This window comes from Streptosporangium sp. NPDC002544, assembly GCF_040295965.1.
Classification (GTDB): Bacteria; Actinomycetota; Actinomycetes; order Streptosporangiales; family Streptosporangiaceae; genus Streptosporangium.
In genome coordinates, this window is record NZ_JBEOWJ010000008.1 from 203,494 (window position 1) to 220,810 (window position 17,317).

Annotated in this window: 17 protein-coding genes; 5 read left to right on the forward strand and 12 right to left on the reverse strand. The window is 71.8% G+C overall.

From position 1 onward, the window contains the following. Positions 1–3 precede the first annotated feature (3 nt). The 7 genes from ABT061_RS14620 to ABT061_RS14650 all read right to left on the reverse strand — a co-directional run bounded on the left by ABT061_RS14620 (position 4) and on the right by ABT061_RS14650 (position 5,450). Positions 4–873: a TatD family hydrolase gene (locus tag ABT061_RS14620; protein WP_350916625.1), complete on the reverse strand. Its 870-nt coding sequence runs from the start codon at positions 871–873 to the stop codon at positions 4–6. Continuing rightward, positions 873–1,373, reverse strand: coding sequence for an EboA domain-containing protein (locus ABT061_RS14625; protein ID WP_350916628.1), 501 nt, complete (start codon positions 1,371–1,373; stop codon positions 873–875). Before ABT061_RS14625 ends, ABT061_RS14620 begins: the two co-directional genes overlap by 1 nt. Then, positions 1,318–2,190 carry a sugar phosphate isomerase/epimerase family protein gene (locus tag ABT061_RS14630; RefSeq protein WP_350916631.1) on the reverse strand — a complete coding sequence of 291 codons (873 nt, stop codon included), beginning with the start codon at positions 2,188–2,190 and terminating at the stop codon, positions 1,318–1,320. Before ABT061_RS14630 ends, ABT061_RS14625 begins: the two co-directional genes overlap by 56 nt. Then, on the reverse strand, positions 2,187–3,116 hold the full coding sequence (locus ABT061_RS14635) for an SCO3242 family prenyltransferase (protein WP_350916633.1): 930 nt from the start codon (positions 3,114–3,116) through the stop codon (positions 2,187–2,189). The genes ABT061_RS14630 and ABT061_RS14635 overlap by 4 nt, the downstream gene beginning before the upstream one ends. Next, a complete protein-coding gene (locus ABT061_RS14640; protein ID WP_350916636.1) occupies positions 3,113–4,252 on the reverse strand; it encodes an inositol-3-phosphate synthase in 1,140 nt (379 codons plus the stop codon). The genes ABT061_RS14635 and ABT061_RS14640 overlap by 4 nt, the downstream gene beginning before the upstream one ends. A gap of 109 nt (positions 4,253–4,361) precedes the next feature. Continuing rightward, positions 4,362–4,646 (reverse strand): ROK family protein, encoded by a 285-nt coding sequence (locus ABT061_RS14645; protein ID WP_502991442.1) that lies wholly within the window; start codon positions 4,644–4,646, stop codon positions 4,362–4,364. A gap of 12 nt (positions 4,647–4,658) precedes the next feature. Next, positions 4,659–5,450, reverse strand: coding sequence for a carboxypeptidase-like regulatory domain-containing protein (locus tag ABT061_RS14650; RefSeq protein ID WP_350916641.1), 792 nt, complete (start codon positions 5,448–5,450; stop codon positions 4,659–4,661). A gap of 207 nt (positions 5,451–5,657) precedes the next feature. Between ABT061_RS14650 and ABT061_RS14655 the strand changes: the two genes are divergently transcribed. Then, positions 5,658–6,467 (forward strand): DUF3050 domain-containing protein, encoded by an 810-nt coding sequence (locus ABT061_RS14655; protein ID WP_350916644.1) that lies wholly within the window; start codon positions 5,658–5,660, stop codon positions 6,465–6,467. Between the two features lie 105 nt (positions 6,468–6,572). Further along, a complete protein-coding gene (locus tag ABT061_RS14660) occupies positions 6,573–7,391 on the forward strand; it encodes an alanyl-tRNA editing protein (RefSeq protein WP_350916647.1) in 819 nt (272 codons plus the stop codon). A 127-nt stretch (positions 7,392–7,518) separates the two neighbouring features. Here the strand turns inward: ABT061_RS14660 and ABT061_RS14665 are convergent, their stop codons facing one another. The 3 genes from ABT061_RS14665 to ABT061_RS14675 form a co-directional block, all read right to left on the reverse strand. Next, complete coding sequence (locus tag ABT061_RS14665; RefSeq protein WP_350916650.1) at positions 7,519–10,815, reverse strand: coiled-coil domain-containing protein; 3,297 nt, start codon at positions 10,813–10,815, stop codon at positions 7,519–7,521. A 107-nt stretch (positions 10,816–10,922) separates the two neighbouring features. Continuing rightward, entirely contained in the window at positions 10,923–12,368 is a 1,446-nt protein-coding gene (locus ABT061_RS14670) for a hypothetical protein (RefSeq protein WP_350916653.1), read from the reverse strand. Continuing rightward, complete coding sequence (locus tag ABT061_RS14675; protein ID WP_350916656.1) at positions 12,358–13,575, reverse strand: hypothetical protein; 1,218 nt, start codon at positions 13,573–13,575, stop codon at positions 12,358–12,360. The genes ABT061_RS14670 and ABT061_RS14675 overlap by 11 nt, the downstream gene beginning before the upstream one ends. Before the next feature lie 236 nt (positions 13,576–13,811). On the opposite strand from ABT061_RS14675, the gene ABT061_RS14680 reads away from it, so the two are divergent. Continuing rightward, positions 13,812–14,666, forward strand: coding sequence for a helix-turn-helix domain-containing protein (locus ABT061_RS14680; protein ID WP_350916659.1), 855 nt, complete (start codon positions 13,812–13,814; stop codon positions 14,664–14,666). A gap of 60 nt (positions 14,667–14,726) precedes the next feature. Beyond that, positions 14,727–15,107: a hypothetical protein gene (locus tag ABT061_RS14685; protein WP_350916662.1), complete on the forward strand. Its 381-nt coding sequence runs from the start codon at positions 14,727–14,729 to the stop codon at positions 15,105–15,107. Between the two features lie 18 nt (positions 15,108–15,125). Here the strand turns inward: ABT061_RS14685 and ABT061_RS14690 are convergent, their stop codons facing one another. Further along, positions 15,126–15,284: a hypothetical protein gene (locus ABT061_RS14690; RefSeq protein WP_350916665.1), complete on the reverse strand. Its 159-nt coding sequence runs from the start codon at positions 15,282–15,284 to the stop codon at positions 15,126–15,128. A gap of 387 nt (positions 15,285–15,671) precedes the next feature. Between ABT061_RS14690 and ABT061_RS14695 the strand changes: the two genes are divergently transcribed. Further along, positions 15,672–16,328 (forward strand): response regulator transcription factor, encoded by a 657-nt coding sequence (locus tag ABT061_RS14695; protein WP_350916668.1) that lies wholly within the window; start codon positions 15,672–15,674, stop codon positions 16,326–16,328. Here ABT061_RS14695 and ABT061_RS14700 read toward each other — a convergent pair. After that, positions 16,325–17,275: a hypothetical protein gene (locus ABT061_RS14700; RefSeq protein ID WP_350916671.1), complete on the reverse strand. Its 951-nt coding sequence runs from the start codon at positions 17,273–17,275 to the stop codon at positions 16,325–16,327. The genes ABT061_RS14695 and ABT061_RS14700 overlap by 4 nt on opposite strands. Positions 17,276–17,317 lie beyond the last annotated feature (42 nt).

The window sequence follows — 17,317 nt, forward strand, 5'->3', positions numbered from 1 at the left end:
GTTTCAGCCCCGCCTGATCGTGTTGCCCGCGAAGTCCGGCTCGGCGGACGGGGCGTCGAGAGCGTGGTCGCCGGACGGCGCGCCGATATCGAGCCGTCCGCTCTGCCCGTAGAAGGCGACGGGGTTGCGCCACAGGACCTGGTCCACGTCGTCGGCGGTGAACCCGGCCGCGAGCATGGCGTCGGCGACCTCGCGGGTCTTCAGCGGATCGCTGCGGCCCCAGTCGGCGGCCGAGTTCACCAGCATCCGCGCCGTGCCGTACTCCCTGAGGATCGCCACCATCCGGTGCGGGTCCATCTTGGTGTCGGGATAGATAGAGAATCCCATCCAGCAACCCGACTCCGCGACCAGGCCCACGGTCGGCTCGTTGAGGTGGTCGACGAGCACCCGCTCTGGCGCCGTCCCCGAGGCGCGGACGACGTCGAGCGTGCGCCGGGTGCCCGCTACCTTGTCGCGGTGCGGCGTGTGTACCAGGACGGGCAGGTCGCTGTCGGCCGCCATCGCGAGCTGGGCCTCGAAGGCGTGCTCCTCGGCCGGGGTCATCGAGTCGTAGCCGATCTCGCCGACCGCGACCACGGAGTCCTTGAGCAGATAGTTCGGCAGTTCGGCGAGCACGTCCGTGCACCGCGGGTCGTTCGCCTCCTTGGGGTTGAGCGCAAGCGCGCAGTGGTGCCGGATGCCGTACTGCGCGGCACGGTACGGTTCCCAGCCGAGGAGCCCGTCGAAGTAGTCGAGGAAGCTGCCGACGTTGGTGCGCGGCTGCCCCAGCCAGAAGGCGGGCTCGACCACCGCCCGCACCCCTGCGGCGCGCATCCGCTCGTAGTCGTCGGTGGTCCGGGACGTCATGTGAATGTGGGGGTCGAAGATTCGCATCAGAGCCTCTCCAGCACATCTCGGGGAACCGGTCGGCCCGCGGCCCGCCGCTCGGCGGCGTGATCGGCGAGCATTCTGGCGAGCTCGGTGTCGAAGCGGCGGTCGAGCCCCGCGACGGACGCGAGCGGGATCGACAGGAAGACGCACTTGAGCACGCCGTGACGGAAGGCGTGGTCGTCCAGCCATCGTGAGCCATAGGGGCCGAGCGCGGCGGCGACCAGCCTGGCGTCGTTGGTGCGCAGCGCGTCCTCGACCAGCGGAACGGCGGCCGCGCCGACCGCGAGCTCGGGCAGGGCGTCCAGGATCGCCAGCCGCTCGCCGGTGTCGCCGCGCCGGTAGAGCTCGCCGATCACGGCCGGGTTACCGCGCAGCGCGGTCAGCAGCGCGTGTCGCGCGCCGGGTCCGCCGCGCCGCCCGGCCTGCGGGAACAGCAGCCGCGCCGACTCAGGGGCGGCCTTCACCTGCTGTACGGCCTGCGCCGTCCACTCCTGCTCGCTCATACGCCCTCCTCAGGAAGTCGATGGACCTGCGGGCCACCTCGGGGGCGGCGTGACCGTGCCGGGCGAGTTCGACCGCGACCAGGCCTCGGTAGCCGTCGAGCGCGGCGAGCACCGGCGGGAAGTCGATCTCACCCGCGCCGAACTCCAGGTGCTCGTGGACGCCCCGGCGCATGTCCTCGATCTGCACGTGCGCGAGGTACGGCAGTGCCCGCCGCACGCACTCGGGGACGTCATACGGTTCGAGGCACCGGCAGTGGCCGATGTCCAGGGTGAGCCCGAGACGGTGATGGCCGCCGAGCAGGCGGCGCAGCCGCTCGTACCCGGCGAGGTCCGCCACGAGCATCCCCGGCTCCGGCTCGAACCCCAGCGTGACCCCGACACGGTCGGCCTCGTCGAGAAGCCGTTCGCACCAGCGGACCAGTCGCGCCCATGCCTCTGCTTCGGGGACCTCGGCGGGTCGCACGCCGCTCCACAGATGTACCACGGGAGCGCCCAGGTCGGCGGCGATCCGCAGTGCCCTGCTCAGGAGATCGGCCCGCTGTGCCGCGCCGGCGTCGTCGTCCAGCAACGTCGGGTGGTGTTTGCGCCACGGATCCAGCGTGTAGCGCCCGCCGGTCTCGACGACCGCGCCGAGGCCGAGCGCACCGAGTCGCTTGGCGATCAGCGCCACCTCGTGCGCCGATCCGGCGGCGTAGGGGTCGAGATGGCCGTGGTCAAGGGTGATCGCCGCCCCGTTGTAACCGAGGTCGGCCAGGATCGCGAGTGCCTCGGGAAGCCGGTGGTCGGAGAAGCCGTTCGTGCAGTAGGCCCAGTTCACGACGTCGCCATCCGGGCCGAGAGCCACTGGCCTGCGGGCATCGCCGCCAGCAGCGCGCAGGCCTGCGCGAGCCGGCCCCGTCCCGCGACGCCCGCCGCCTGGAGCGGGATCAGGCCGAGGATGCCGAGCCGTACGGCGTGCCGTACCTGGTCGGGGTCCGGACTGGCCCGCAGCCCGGCCTGCGCACCGGCGGTCACGGCGGCATAGCCCACGAGCAGCGCGACCGCGGCGGCCCGGTCATGCGGTGCCGGAGCGTCGGCGCGGTGCGACGCGGGCACCGGGAAAGTGGCGTTCCCGGGACACGGCCCGTTCGGCGGTGTCGGGTGACGGCCCCCTCCCAGGCAGCTCAGGGCAGCCAGCCCGGCCGCGGTCGCGCTCGCCGCCAGCGCACCGTTGATCGTTCCTCGGTGTGCCCCCTTCACCTCCGCGCGGCCCAACAGGCTGATCCCGTAGGTGTGCGCGCCGATCGCCAGGGCCATCAGCCCACCGGTCCCGGCGCGCTCGCCCGTGCCGAGCAGCACGTCGAGCGCCCGGCAGGCGGCCATGGCCGCGGGTCCCGCGGCCGTCCGCTTGAGCCCGAGGTCGTACGCCCACACGGCGCCCGCGAGCAGCCCGGCGCGGGCCAGCCCGCGACGCCCGTCCGCGAGCGCCGCCGTGAGCAGGCCGGCACCGGTCAGTGTCACGGCGATGCCGAGCGCGCGGCCGGGGGTGATCCGCCCTGAGGGGATGGGGCGTTCCGGTCGCTCGACGGCGTCGATCTTCCGGTCGGCCCAGTCGTTGAGCGCCATGCCCGACAAGTAGAGGAACAAGGAGGCGACGGCCGGTCCGGGGGTGGCGGGTCGTCCTGCCGCCGCCGCACCGGCCATGGTGTCGCCGGGTACGGAAAGCGCGGCGGGTGCTCTGACCAGTTCGAGCAGCGCCCTCACGACAGTTCCTCGGCGAAGGCGCGCAGCCGAGCGTACTGCTCGGCGAGCCCGTGCTCATCCGTCGCCAGGGGATCCTTGAAGAAGTAACCGAGTTCGGGGAGCACACCGTGCCGGCCCTTCTCATGCGCCCGGGCGACCAGCCGGGCGAGATCGAGGACGAGGGGCGCGGCCAGCGCGGAGTCACAGCCCTGCCAGGTGAACTGGAAGGTCATCCGCACGCCGAGGAAACCCTCGAACGTGACGTGGTCCCAGGCGGTCTTCCACTCACCGAGGTCGGGGACGTAGTCGATGTGCGTCTGGCCGTCGATTCCCGCCCCGAGCACGCCGGTGACGGCCCGGTTCTTCGACATCTGCTTGCTCGCCCTGGCGTCCGGATTGGCGAGGGTGGCGCCGTCCCCTCCGCCGAGCAGGTTCAGGCCCGACCAGGAGCGCACCTGCAGCGCCCGGCCCGCGAACATGGGCGCCAGCGCGCTCTTGACCAGGGTCTCCCCGGTCTTGCCGTCCTGCCCCGCGTACGGCACGGCCTTCAAGGCGGACAGCTCCGCCAGCGCGGGCAGGGTCGGCCCGGTGGACGGGGTGAACTCGACATAGGCGCAGCCCGCGTGGAAGGCGGCGTATGCGTAGAGCGAGCTGGGAGGCAGGACCTCCGCCCCGCCCGCCAGCGCCTCCTCCAGGTCGGCCAGCCGCTCGAACTCGGGGCGCCACACGGCGGGGGGCTCGGTCGACGACACGTTGACCACGACGACGCGGTCCGCCCCGTGTCTCTCGCGGAACTCGACGAGATCGCGGATCAGGCGGGCGGCGGCCGCGCTCTGCGGAGCGTCGCCGGACGCGTGCCCCGGCCGGATCTCGGCCTCCGCGGCGGCCAGATCCCCGGCGAGCAAGGCGGGCAGATGCGCCGGGATCACGCCTGCTTCGCTCAGCTGCTCGGCTCGTTTGCGCAGGGAGATCTCCGCCGTGTCGTGGCCGCCGAAGACCAGGTCGGCGAACGGCGGAAGCGTGCCGGGGAAGCCGGGGATGTCGGTGACGCAGCCGCGAGGAGGGGAGATCCCCGCCCTGAAGGCGGCGGCACCGACTATCGCGGTGGTCGCCACCGATCCTCGAGCACCGACCAGCCATACGCCGAACTTGGGCATTGCGACCTCCGAACAGTGGCGACTTTGGTCAGATACCCCCCATGTTTCGCGATGTTAAAGGCTAGTTTCGTCGGTGGTCAATAATCAATATGTCGATTGTCGACATAAGTTAAGCGGGGTTGGACCGGTCGACGGCCTCGGGAGCCAAGACGTGTTTGATGACCCCCGCACGGTCGCCGAGTTCGCTGGCGCGGATGCCGAGTCGTTGGGTGGCCAGGGGCAGCGAGCGAGCGTAAACCACCTCGCGAACGCTCGCCAGGAGATGCTCGCCCGCCTCGGCCAGATCACCGCCGATCATGACGACCGTGGGATTGAAGAAGTTGACGATCGAGGTCGGCACGCCGCCGACCTCTCTGCCGCCCTGCCGGACGAGATGAATCGCCGGCCGCGAGATGGAGGGATCGGCCTAGGGTTTGAGGTCGAGTTGGATGCGGTGGACGGTGGTCAGGAGGCGCTCGAAGTCGGCGACGACTGCCTCGCCGTACTCGCCGGTGTCGCGGATCCGGATCTTCAGGGGTCGCCCGAGGTGCTCGGCGGTGATCCGGTAGCGGCCGATGGGCACGTCCAGCACCCCCGAGCCGTCGCCGCCGCGCTCGGCCCGGTGGGTGATGACCTCACCGGCCGAGCCGTCGATCAGCGGTCCCTGCGGGGTCAGGGTGAGCGTGACGTCCTCGTCCTGCAGGAAGGTCTCCGGGTTCTGTGGATCGTAGGACTCCAGATGGAAGAGGACCATGCTGCCGTAGAAGCCCAGCCCGTCGGACCGCTCACCGGTGAGCCGCCAGGTGAAGTCGCGGATCGCACCGTCCGAACCGGCGAAGGGGGTGTCGTCGTGGGGGGTCAGCTCCATCGTGTAGGCACGGCCCTCGAAGCGGCGGGTCACGGTGCCGGTCACCCGGAACGTGGCCGCGGCGACGTCGGTGCTCACCCGGTAGCGGCCGTCCTTGTCCGTCGTCACGACCAGGTTGCTGTTGTACAGAAGCTGGTTGTCGGCGACGATCTCCGCGCCCGCGACGGGCCTGCCCGCCGCGTCGACGACCCGCCCCTTGAGCACCCCGGCCTCCGACTGCCCCGCTCCGGCCTGCCGCTCCGCGGTGGTCTCCCGCCCGGCATCGACCGTACCCGTCATCCGCTCCCCGCCTTCGATCGCGCAGCCGCTCAGGGCCGCGATGAGAACACCCACGACGATCACTTCTCGCACGCCGGTCACGCTAGGCGAATGATCTTGCAATCGACTTGGAGGGGGCGGCCTGCCGACGGATCCCCGGTGGAGATGCTTCGTCTCGTGTTTTCGCCTGCGCACACGGAGAGAGCTGGCACGATACGAGAAACGGCTCGCCAAGGCGGATCTCCTGGAGCACGACAGGCCGACGTCGTGGGATTACGACGTCTACTAAGGAGTCAGAAGATGTCGGAATCACGCTACCGCTGGAACGTCTCTCACCCCGGTCTCCACGAGCTGCAAAAGACCATCGAACCGATCCGGGAGAAGATCCTCGCCCACGACGTCTACAACTCGCTGAACGAGCTCGACGACGTGGTCGTCTTCATGGAGCACCACGTCTTCGCGGTCTGGGACTTCATGTCGCTGCTGAAGAACCTGCAGGGGCGGCTCACCTGCGTGCGGGTCCCCTGGATCCCGCAGGGCCCCCGGACGAGCCGGCGCCTGATCAACGAGATCGTGCTCGTGGAGGAGAGCGACGAGCTCGGGGAAGGCCACATCAGCCACTTCGAGCTGTACGTCGAGGGGATGCGGCAGGCAGGTGCCGACGTGCGGCCCATCGAGTCGTTCATCAGCCATCTGAGAGAGGGTGGAACGGTCCAAAAAGGACTGGAGCTCCCCGGTGTGCCACCGGCGGCCGCCGACTTCGTCAGGACCACCTGGAAGATCATCGAGTCCGCTCCCCTGCACGCCCAGGCGGCGACCTTCGCGTTCGGCAGGGAGGACCTCATCCCGGAGATGTTCGACCGCGTGTTGCGGACGGACCGGCACGCGGAGGCCCTGGAGAAGTTCCGCGACTACCTCTCTCGCCACATCGAGGTCGACGGCGAGCAGCACACGCCGATGGCCATGCAGATGCTGGTCGATCTCTGCGGGGACGACCGGCGGAAGTGGAACGACTGCGCGGCCACGCTGCGGACGGCGCTGGAGGCGCGCCACGCCCTGTGGGACGGCATAGCGGGACGTTCAGGTGCCGCTGCCGCGAAGACCGCCTGATCGCCGGAGTCCGGGCCGAGGGGGCCGCGAGGTCATATCGTGTTCGGCGCGGTCCTCGCGGTCGCTTGCGGAACGACACGGAACGATGGGAACCAAAGATCAGCTATGGACACACAGGTCACCTATCCACGCGGCGACGTCCACGGGGTCTCGCGGGTGGTCTCGGCCACACCGGTGAGCGGCGGCTACGGCGTGGTGACGGCGCAGACACCGTTCCATCCCCTGGACCACACCTGGCCCGACCAGCCCGCCGACCGGGGGACCGTGAACGGACTGCCGGTCGTCGACTGCGTGACCGGCGCGTCGGACGGCGAGCGGCTCTACCTGGGGGAGGAGATCCCGGTACGCCGCGGCGCCGACGGCTGGCAATGGCTCGTGGTCCACGTGCTGAAGGAGCCGATCGCCGGGGACGCCGAGCTGGTCGTCGACGAGGCGTACCGGTCGGCGCTCTCCGCGGGGCACAGCGCGTGCCACCTCGCCGCGCTGGCCCTCAACGCGGCGCTGGCCGACCGGTGGCGCAAGGAGGTGACGCCCGACTCGCTCGGCCGGCCCGACTTCGACCAGGCGGCGATCACCACGTCGCGGATCGTGGAACACGGCAGTGACGACGTCTACCGCCTGGGCAAGTCGCTGCGGAGAAAGGGGTTCGACGCCGAGGGCCTCGACCTCGCGGAGCTCACCCGGCGGATCGACGACCAGCTCGGCGAGTGGATCGCGGCCGATGCGCCGATCACGGTGGACAGCCCGTCCCCTTCCCTGTCCGCGCGGCGGATGTGGCACTGTTCGCTGCCCGAAGGCGAGGCGCGCATCCCCTGCGGCGGGACGCATGTCTCGCGGACCTCCGAACTGGGTTCCGTACGGGTCTCCCTCTCCCTCCAGGACGCGGAGCTCACGATGCGCAGCGTCGTGAGCCCTCCCGCGTAGCGGCACGAGGAAGAGGTCGGCCCGCGGTCACACCGGACCGGTGAACATCGGCTCACCCCGCTCACCGGTCCTCCCGCTTTCCGGTCTTCCGGCTCAACCCGCTCTTTGGTCTTCCCCGCTCACCCGCTCACCTGCTCACCGCGGAAGCCAGGGCGCGCACCCGCTCGGCGTTCCGGTCGTGGCCGATGACGACCGGTGGCTCGTTGTACGGCATGGCGTCGGAGGAGCGGCGCAGCTTGACGTACTGGCCGCAGGCGTCGACGGCGTAGGGTTCCATGTCGTCCTGGAGCGCGCCGATCACCGTGATCCCGTACGTCTCGCCGATCCGGCGGAACAGCGCCACGGCCTCCCTGCGATGCTCCTTGCCGAGGTTGCGGCCCAGCTCGTCGAGGACCAGGCACAGGTGCCCGCCACCGGAGGACGCGATCGCCGCCGCGCAGACCAGTTTCACCGCCTTCTCGTCCATCAGCGCGGTGTTGGCCCGCCGGTTGTACGGCACGAACCCCTGCCCTTCGCCCCTGCGCCACTTGGGCGTCACCCGCCACGCCCAGCGCTGCTCGGGGTCGGCGGGCGCGGGCGGCACGGGGAACTCCAGCGTCGCGCCGTAGCCTCCGTAGGAGGTGTCGAGCCTGTCGAACTCCTCGGCCACCCGGGTCAGCCGCGCCTTGATCGCGGCGGTCAGCGCGGCCCGGTGCACGGCGGTGGACTGCGCGGCCTCCTCGGCACCCTTGGCGGCGGCCGTCAGGTCACGCTGCCGGGTGGTGATCTGCGTCTCGATCTGGCGGCGCCGGTGCCGTTCGTACTCCTCCTGGCCGCGCAGGTAGGACGCGAGCGCCGAGCACACGCCGGGGAACGTCGCCTGCTCGCGGGCGGTGCGCCCGGCGCCGGGCGCGGTCCGCTCCCTGACCAGGAAGCGCAGTTCCTCGGGCATCTCCTCGTCCTCGCCGGGGAAGGTGTCGCGCAGCGCCTCGTCCAGGCGGCGTTCGGCGGCCCGCCACCACTCCTCGGCCGTCAGCGGGCGCTCCTGCTCGTCCAGGGCCCCCAGCCACTCGCGGGCACCGTCGACGGTGCCGCCCCAGTCGCCGGCCAGCACGTCAAGCCTGAGCGCCTCGCGGTCGGCGGTGATTCTCGCCGCCTGCCCGGCGGCCTGGTCGCGGTCGGACTCGTGCCCGGCCCTGCGGCCCTCCAGACGCTCGACCTCCATGCTCCTGGTACGGGCGCGGAAGTCCAGCGTGCTCGCCCGGCGCTCGGCCTCGCCCACCTTCGGCGCGACCTCGGCCAGTGCCTCGGTCAGCTCACCGAGCGTGTTCCGCCGCTCGGCCAGCCGCCGCTCGATGTCGGCCAGTTGCACCGACGCCTTGGCCCCCTCCAGCCGCCTGCCCGCCTCGGCCACGGCGTCCTCGGCGGCCCGTACGGCCGCCGCGGCGCTCTCCTGCGTGTCGCGCGCCCGGTGCAGCCGCTGCTCGGCGGCCTTGATCCGGGCCTCCCTGCCGGTGACGGCCACCTCGAACGACCCCACGACGGTGACTCCCGCCGCGCTGACCAGCACCGAGCCGGGCAGCGCGTCCAGCGCCCGCGACGCGGCCTCCAGATCGGCCGCGTCGACGATCACCGCGTGCTCGTGCGGCCACCCGCGAGATCCCAGCGCGGCTGCTTTCCGCCCGGCCTCGTCCTCGCGGGCCTGTTCGGCGACGTCGATCGCGTCGAGCAGGCCGGTCGCTCCGACGCCCGCCTCGGCGAGCGCGTTGAGCTGGGCCGCGGCCGGTCCGCCCTCGGCGTCGTCCAGCGCCGCCCTCGCCCCCTCGACCTCGCGGTCGGCCACGCCCAGCGCTTTCAGCGCCTCGTTCAATCGCGTCCTGGCCTCGGCCAGCTCCGCGCCCGCCGCCGTCACGTCGCGCCCGTCGGCCAGCCGGCGCTGCTCCTCAAGCCCGGGAATCCAGCCGCGCAGCTCGTCCACCGAGTTCTCCGCCACCGCCCGGTCGGCGTCCAGCTTCGCGGCACGTGCCTGCAGGGTGGCCAGCTCCCTGCGAGCCTCGGCCAGACCGCGCTCCAGCGTGTCGTCCTTGAGCGTGGCGATCTCCGCCCTGATCTCGCCGATCGCCTCCGTGGCGCGCTCGGCCGCCGCGCCGGCCCGCTCCAGCTCCACCGCCAGCGCCTCGTCCCGTTGCCCCGCGTCGGCGAGCCTGCGCGCCAGCCGTCCCCGCCAGCGGCGCATCGCCTCGGCCAGCCGGACGCGGGCACGGTCGCGCCGGTCGAAGGTCTCCAGGAGCGTACGGGACTCGTCCTCGAACTCCCGCAGCAGCTCCATGGCCCGCGTCGCGCGCACCCGCCTGGCGTGCTCGTCGCGTCGGGCCTCCCGCTCCTGGTCGAGCTCGGCGTCCAGGCCGGTCAGCGCGGCGATCGCCTCGAAGACCCGCTCCGGGGAGATCTCGTTGAGCGGCTGGGAGAGCAGGTTGGTGGCGACCTTGCTCCGTACCGAGGTGGACAGGAACGACACGCACCTGACCCGGTCGCCGTACAGGAACCTGGTCAGGTCGCGCGCCACCACGTCACGTCGTCCCGCCGAGCGGGGCAGCGCCGCCCACAGCGCGTCGGCTCGCGTCACCCGCTCCGCCTCCGAGGCAGCCGACGCCAGGTGCACTCCCGGGGCCCACCTGATCTCCAGGTGCGGGGCCTCCTGGTTGACCCGCAGCCACACGGTCACCGCGTCGCCCAGGGAACCGGTGCGCGCCGGGTCGGCGTCCAGAGAGCCACCGTCCAGAGAGCCACCGTCCGAGGGGGCGGCGTCCGGAAGGCCGGGGTCCATGGAGCCCGTGCCCATGGGGCCGGTGTTCGGAGAGCCCGTGTGCACGGAGCCGGCCGGCGCGAAGACACCGACGATGTAGCCGTGGTCGGCGCTGGCCCAGGTCCGGCCGCCGCCGCCCGCGGCGAGTTCGGCGTTGAACAGCAGCTCCGACACCGACTTGGCGCCCGAGGCGAAACGCCACTGCTCGTCTCCGAGCAGCGCTGTGATCATCGCGATGAACGACGACTTGCCCGCGCCGTTGGAGTCCTTCGGACCGGCGCCCGCGACCACGATCAGCGTGCCCGGCACGGTCGGCACCGGGTGGGTCGAGAGCCGGGAGATGTTGACCGGCTGCACGGCGACCAGCACCCGGTCACCCACCACGTTCTCGGTCGGAGCGGTGGCACGGATCTCCACGGGGACCAGACTCGCCTGTGTCCCGGCAGAGGCCTCGGCTCCCGCGGCCCGGCTCCCTCCGGCCGGCACGTCCCCGGTCCGGGGGTTCGCACCCCGGCCGCCCCTGGCCGAGGTGTTCCCGGCTCCGGCCTGGACGGCTTCGCCCGTGCCCGTTCCGGTGTCGGCGGCCTTCGCGCGGCTCCCCCGTGAACTCTTCGCGGCCTGGTTCCGCTGGTCGGTCAACCCCGTCGTTCCTTTCTTCCGTCCCGTTCCCGATACCGGGAGCGCCGGGTCCTCGGTACTCCCCACCGGGGTCGACTCATCGCGTGCTGTGGTCGCTCCACTCCCGATCACCGCCGGTTGGCCCGTACGGCCGCGGCCAGCGGGGTGTGCGGCCCCGCCGCGAGGATCAGTTCCTCCTGCAGGCGCCGCCTGGCCTGCGGGGTCAGCCGGTGGAACTGCGGTCCCGGCACGTACCCCCCGGCCTCCTCGCCCGCCTTCACCTGGGTCACCAGACCCGCGTGACGCAGGGTGCGCAGTGCGGCCTCCAACTCGCCGATCGGCAGCTTGGTATGCCGCCGCAACTCGTCGATCTGGGCCGGGAACGGCGAGAGCCAGCTGTCGGTGGGCAGCAGGCCGTCGGCCCTGGGAATCGCCACCGAGTGGATCAGCACCAGCACCAGCACCGCCCGCTCGGCCTCGTTCAACGTCGAGCCCGCCTGCGACACCGTGCCCGTTCCCGAAGCCGTGCCCGTTCCTGAGGCCGTGCCCGCGCCGAGTGTCCCGGCCGCGTAGCCGGAGATCCACGACTCACGGTCGTGGATCAGGACCCGGCCGCGGCGCTCCAGCATCTCGGTGAGCGTGCGGCGCAGCACCGGGTCGCGCAGCGCGGAGAAGCGGGCCTCGTGCACCGGCTCGGCCGCGTGCTCCACCGCCATGAACGCCGCCACGATCTCGGCCCTGCGACGCTCGTCGAACGGGCCGAGCAGATCGGTGTCCACCTCGTCGGGAATCGTGACGCTCGCCCCCGCCTCAGCGTCCTCAGCGGCGCCGTCAGGGCCGTCATCGATGACCGGGAGCACCTCCGTGCCGCCCGGGGTCTCCTCCGCGGTGGGCAGGCGGCGCATCAGCTCCCGCAGCTGGGCGTGGGACGCGGGGGGCCAGGACGCGCACCGGGGGCCGAGCCGGACGAACCCGTCTGCGACCTCCAGCCAGGCCGAGTCGTGCAGGCGGCGCAGCGCGCCGATCGCCCAGTTGCGCATCAGGTCGTCGCCGCGCCCGATCAGGGCACGGTATGTCGACAGCACGTCGTCCACCGGGGCGGGGGTGCCGGGCCACGGGTCGGCGGTCAGGTCGCTCCAGCAGCAGCGCAGCGCCGCGGCCAGCACCCGCCGGGTCTCGCCGGATCGTTCCACCGGGACCGGCGCGACCTGGTACTCCTCCAGGAGCGAAGGGGTCGCCCCGTCGGGCCAGACCGGCAGCGCCATGCCCGTCCCGTCACCGCGACCCAGCCGTGCCATCCCCGCCGGAGCCGCCTGCCCGGCATGGAGCGCGAGAGGTCCGCTCGACCTGGCCCGGACATGTGCCGTCGCGGACGGCTCGGCCTCCGAGGTCCGCGCGTACGCCTCGGTGCTACGGACATGTGCCGTCGCGGACGGTTCAAGCCCGGTTTCCGGGGGCCGCGGGTACGTCTCGGCGCCGGCTTCCCCGGTCGTCAGCGGGTGCTCGGGTGTCTCGGGGCCGCTGCTCGCCGGTTCGGTCGCCGGGGCCGGTACGTGCCGAGGATCAGCCGACACCGCCGGTCCTTTCCAGGCGGCCGTGAGAGAGCCAGGCGGGTTCGGCGCCAGGGGTGGCGGTGAGGCCGTCGGACCAGCGCAGGCGATAGGGGGAGTCGGGGCGCAGGTCGGCCGAGACGAGGTCGGCCAGCAGACGGCGGGCGGAGACCCACTCGCCGTCTGCGGTGAGCAACTCCTCCAGCCGGGCGGTGGAGCGCCCGGCGAGGGCGGCCTCGGCCACGGTGGTCAGGTGGTCGAGGCCGTCGGTGGCGGGGTCGCGGGTGTCGGCGGGGCCGGTGTCGGGCAGGGCCGAGCGCGGGGGAGTGGGCTGGGCGGGTGCCGGGCGAGGGCTCTCGTCCACGGCCCTGACGATCGCCGCAGGATCGTGCCAGGGGGCGGGGGCGTCGAAGACGAAGCCGTCGAGCACCGAGGCCAGCCGCTCCTTGCTCGCGGTCTGCGCGAAGGTGCGCCAGAGCTCCGCGGGGAGCAGCGTCAGGTTCCTCGTCGTGCCCGCGGAGTCGGCCAGACGCCCGGCGGCACGGCGCGAGGCGTCGCTGTAGGAGTAGATCGCGGCGCGCAGCTCGGTACAGGTGCGGTCGAGATCGGGCCAACGGGTGAGGATGGTGCCGTGCAGGTTCTGCGCCCGCCGGGCGATCTCCTCGGTGCCCCACAGCTTGGGGGCCTGCTCGCGCAACTCCTCGATGGTGCCGCCGGTCAGCGTGATCAGTTCCAGGGCCCAGAGCCGGAAGGCGCGCGAGAGGTTCTGCGCGCTGGCGCGGGCCTCCTCCATCGTCGTGCGGGGGTCGGCCACGTTGAGGTCTTCGAGCGCGAGCAGCCGGTGCATCTCCGACTGGCCGCCGTCGTCCATCATCCGGCGGATGAACATCAGCCCCACCACGCTGGTGAACGACGCGCGGTAGCGGAGCTGGTTGGGCTTGGGAAACACCTCGCGGATCGCGCCGAGGCCCCGCAGGACCCGGAGCCGGTTCTCGAACCGGTCGAGCGGATAGGCCCGGCAGACGTTGCGCATCTGCTCGTGGGTCAGCCACTCCTCGCCGGCCTCGGCGAACGCCGCGAACAAGGTCTCGGCGATGTCGACCAGCGCGGGGTCGTCCACCACCGCGCCGCTGTCGCGGGCGAGCGCCGCGAACATGCGGCGGTAGGTCGAGAGCACGGCCTCCTCGGTGAGGGCCGAGTCGAGCGTGAGCTCATGGTTCGTCTCTGGCACGCGCCCTACCGTAAGGCTTGCGCCCGACATCCCCGACCCGCATCAGCGGAAAGCGCAGGTGGGACGGCCAATCGTAGGTCTCTCACCGACCTCGCGCGGCCTGTCGCAGGCTTTCCGGATAACGGAGCGGGAGCGCGCCCATCAGCATTACGCAACTATTCGCAACTTTCAGGACAGATCGCAACACCCGACGTACGGTCGGAGGATCAACCCCCCGCGGTGACGAGGTGACGGAGATGGCGACCTCCACAGCACGCATCGACGAGGCCAAAGGCATTCTCGCCGCCAGGCTCAGGGCGCTCCGCGCCGACGCCGGGCTGACCGGGCGAGCGCTGGCGGCCAAGACCGGCCTGGACCACACCAAGATCTCAAAGATCGAGAACGCGGTCCAGATGCCCAACCAGGCCGACATCCGGACGTGGTGCGAGGCCTGCGACGCGGACGAGCAGGTGGTCGACCTGATCGCGGCCGCCCAGAACATCGACGCCATGTACACCGACTGGCGCCGCCTTGAGGAGAGCGGCCTCGGCCACGTGCAGCGCTCCTTCCAGCCGCTGTACGACAGGACCCACCAGTTCCGCGTCTGGCAGCACTCGGCCGTCCCCGGCCTGCTCCAGACCGGCGACTACGCCCGCGGCCACCTGCGCGCCATCATCGACTTCCGCGGCATCCCCGACGACATCGACGCCGCGGTCGCGGCGAGGCTGAGACAACAGGAGATCCTGCGCAACGGGAGCAAGCGGTTCGCCTTCGTCGTCGGCGAGCAGGCACTCCGCACCCCGCTGGTCGGCCCGGCGGAGATGGCCGCCCAGCTCGACCGGCTGGCGGAGCTGACCTCGGGCGTCGCGAACGTGTCCTTCGGCATCGTCCCCGCGACGATCAGGCCGCCGCTCATGCCGCCGGAGAACTTCTGGATATACGACGCCAACCGGGTCCGCGTCGACACCGTGCCGGGCCAGATCCAGCACAAGGCCCCGAGCGACGTGGGCGTGTACGAGAAGGCGTTCCGGGCACTGAGCGGTGCCGCGGCCTACGGGCAGGAGGCCCGCGCCCTGTTGCGGGCCGCGGCCGCCGCGTTGGGCGAGCAGTGAGCTCGCAACATCACGCAACACCGTTGAGGTGGGCATCTCATGATCTCTAGTCTCGCGAGCGTGACCGTTGATCACACGCTCCCCGAAGACCTCGCGCCGCACCCAGCCGAACTCCGGGCCCGTGAACTGGCGGCCCTGCTGGCGCGAGCCCACAACATCCCGGCGGACGTCCACCGCCTGCCGTCCGGCAAGATAGTCGTCTCCGTCTACTACGGGCTGGTCGCCCGCCTCGACGACGCCTGCCGTTTCTGGTGGGTCGTCCCGGCCTCCACCGGCCGGCACAGACCGCTGTGGACGAGCGCCGCCACCCCGGTCGCGGCCGCGTTCCGGATCGCCACCCACTACCGGGAGATACGGGCCCACCCGCTGGCCCACCTGATCTGCGGCGGCTACCTGCTGACCGACATTCTGCTGGAACACCACACCGTCGCCCCGGTCTGACGCCGCCGGGATCTCCGCTCAGCGAGCCGGGCAGGGCGGCGGGTAGCCGATGTCAGGCATGTACAGCCCCCACTCCTCCCGCGTCATGGCCATGCCAGTGGTGTCGCATACGCGCTTGACCACGGTGGGGATGTCGATCACGCGGAGCCGGACGGAGTCGTCGTGCGAACCGGTCACCGGGCCGCGGCCGTGGTCGTCGGCATATCGGCTTGCCGACGAGGATGGGATCCTGATGCTCGCGCACCGCGTCCGTGAACACCCCTAAAGGCGCAAATGGGCGAGGCCGTCATGAGACGTCAGCGGAGGACGACCCGGCGGGGTGCCAAACAGTCGGCACTTATTCGAGTTATATGTTCGCGCCATTACAGAGTTCACGGGGCGTGGTCCAGATGGAGCCGGTGACGGCAATCTTCCCTCGTAAGGACGATAACCCCATGTCAGGCTTTTCGGTGTTTAACGCTGGTACACAGTAATCGGCTGAATTCTGTGGGTAGTCTCCTCGCGTGTGGGTAGTGGCCCCGGGCCAGGCACGAGCGCACCGCGAAACGACGGGGGAGACAACCCATGATCAGCGTCCTGATCGCCGAGGACATGCACCTGGTCCGGGGGGCCATGGTCGCCCTGCTCTCCACCGAGGACGACATCAAGGTCGTGGGGGAGGTCGGTCACGGCGACGAGGTGGTCCGCTCCTGCCTGCACCACCGGCCGGACGTCGCACTCCTCGACATCGGCCTGCCCGGCACCGACGGCCTCACCGCCGCGGCGGAACTGCACAGAAGGCTCCCCGAATGTGCCACGGTGATCCTGACCGGGCTCGCGACCCCGGCCGCGCTGCACCGCGCGCTGGACGCGGGGGCACGCGGTTTCGTCGTCAAGGACGCCCCGGCGAGCCAGCTCGCCGACTGCGTACGCCGGGTGGCCGCCGGCCAGCAGGTCGTCGACCCCGAGCTGGCCGTCGCCACCCTCAACGCGAAGCCGAACCCGCTCACCCCGCGCGAGCTGGAGGTCCTGCAGGCCGCGGCCGAGGGCGCACCGGTCGGCGAGATCGCCGACCGGCTCTGCCTGTCCGGCGGCACGGTACGCAACTACCTGGCGCGGATCCTCACCAAGGTCGACGCCCGCACGCGCGTGGAGGCGGTCAGAATCGCCAAGGAGGCGGGCTGGCTCTGGTCCGACGACCTGACCGAACTCGGCCTGATCCGCTCTCGGAGGACGGGCTAGGTGTTCTGTCTCGTGCGTTCAGCCCGATCGGTGGTGCGGGGCGGGCGCTGAGCCGGTCCCTCCGAGGAGATCAGAGGCAGCCGGTCAGGGCGGGCAGGAAGTTCGGGCACCGATGCGGTCGCCCGTGCTCCGTCACGGGCCCGACCGATCGCGGCGACGGCGGCGGCCGGGTCGTCGGCGTAGCAGCGGAGGCGCCGGGCCGTGACGACGGCTCCCAGCGGGCGCACCGCGGTCACCGGCTCCGCCAGGTCGACGACCAGGTTCGTCTGGGACGACACCGCCAGGGAGAGTTCGTCGCCGGTCACCCGCAGGAGCCCTTCGTGGTCGTAGCGCCGGTCCACCCGTACGGACTCGACCAGTGCCATCGGCACGCGGAGGTCGAACAGGGCACCCCAGCGGAGCCTGAGCTCGCCCGGGGCGGCGACATGGGGCCGGACGATGCCGGCGACCATCATCGCCAGCATCGCGACCACGGCGTACACGTCCAGGACCAGCACGACCGCGTGGACGACGGGCCAGGGCAGCAGGATGGCCAGAACCACCGTCTCGATCACGCACACCACGAGCAGGATGATCATCATGGGGGTCTGCTCGCGGGCGTAGCCGATCGCGACGGCGTCGCCGCGGACCCCCTGCCGCCGCCCGGCGACCAGATATCCGATGCTCGCCACGGCTCTCGCCTCATGCGCCGTCAACCGCAGGACCGGCTCGGGAACCAGCTCCCGCAGCGCCGCCCCGGCCGCCTCGGCGGCCGTCAGGCCCGCCGACCGGTGCCTCCTGAACGCCCCGGTCAGCAGGAACGCCTCCACCCCGACGAGGGTGGCGACGGCCACCTCGGCCACCACGATCACCGGCATCGGGATGGGGACGCCCGCGACCAGGCACACCACCAGGGCCATCTCCGCGGGGAGCACCGCGTAGGCGATCGCGCGGACCAGCCGCTTCATCTGAATACCTCCAGCGTGGAGACCCCGGGCTGCGGCCGCGGG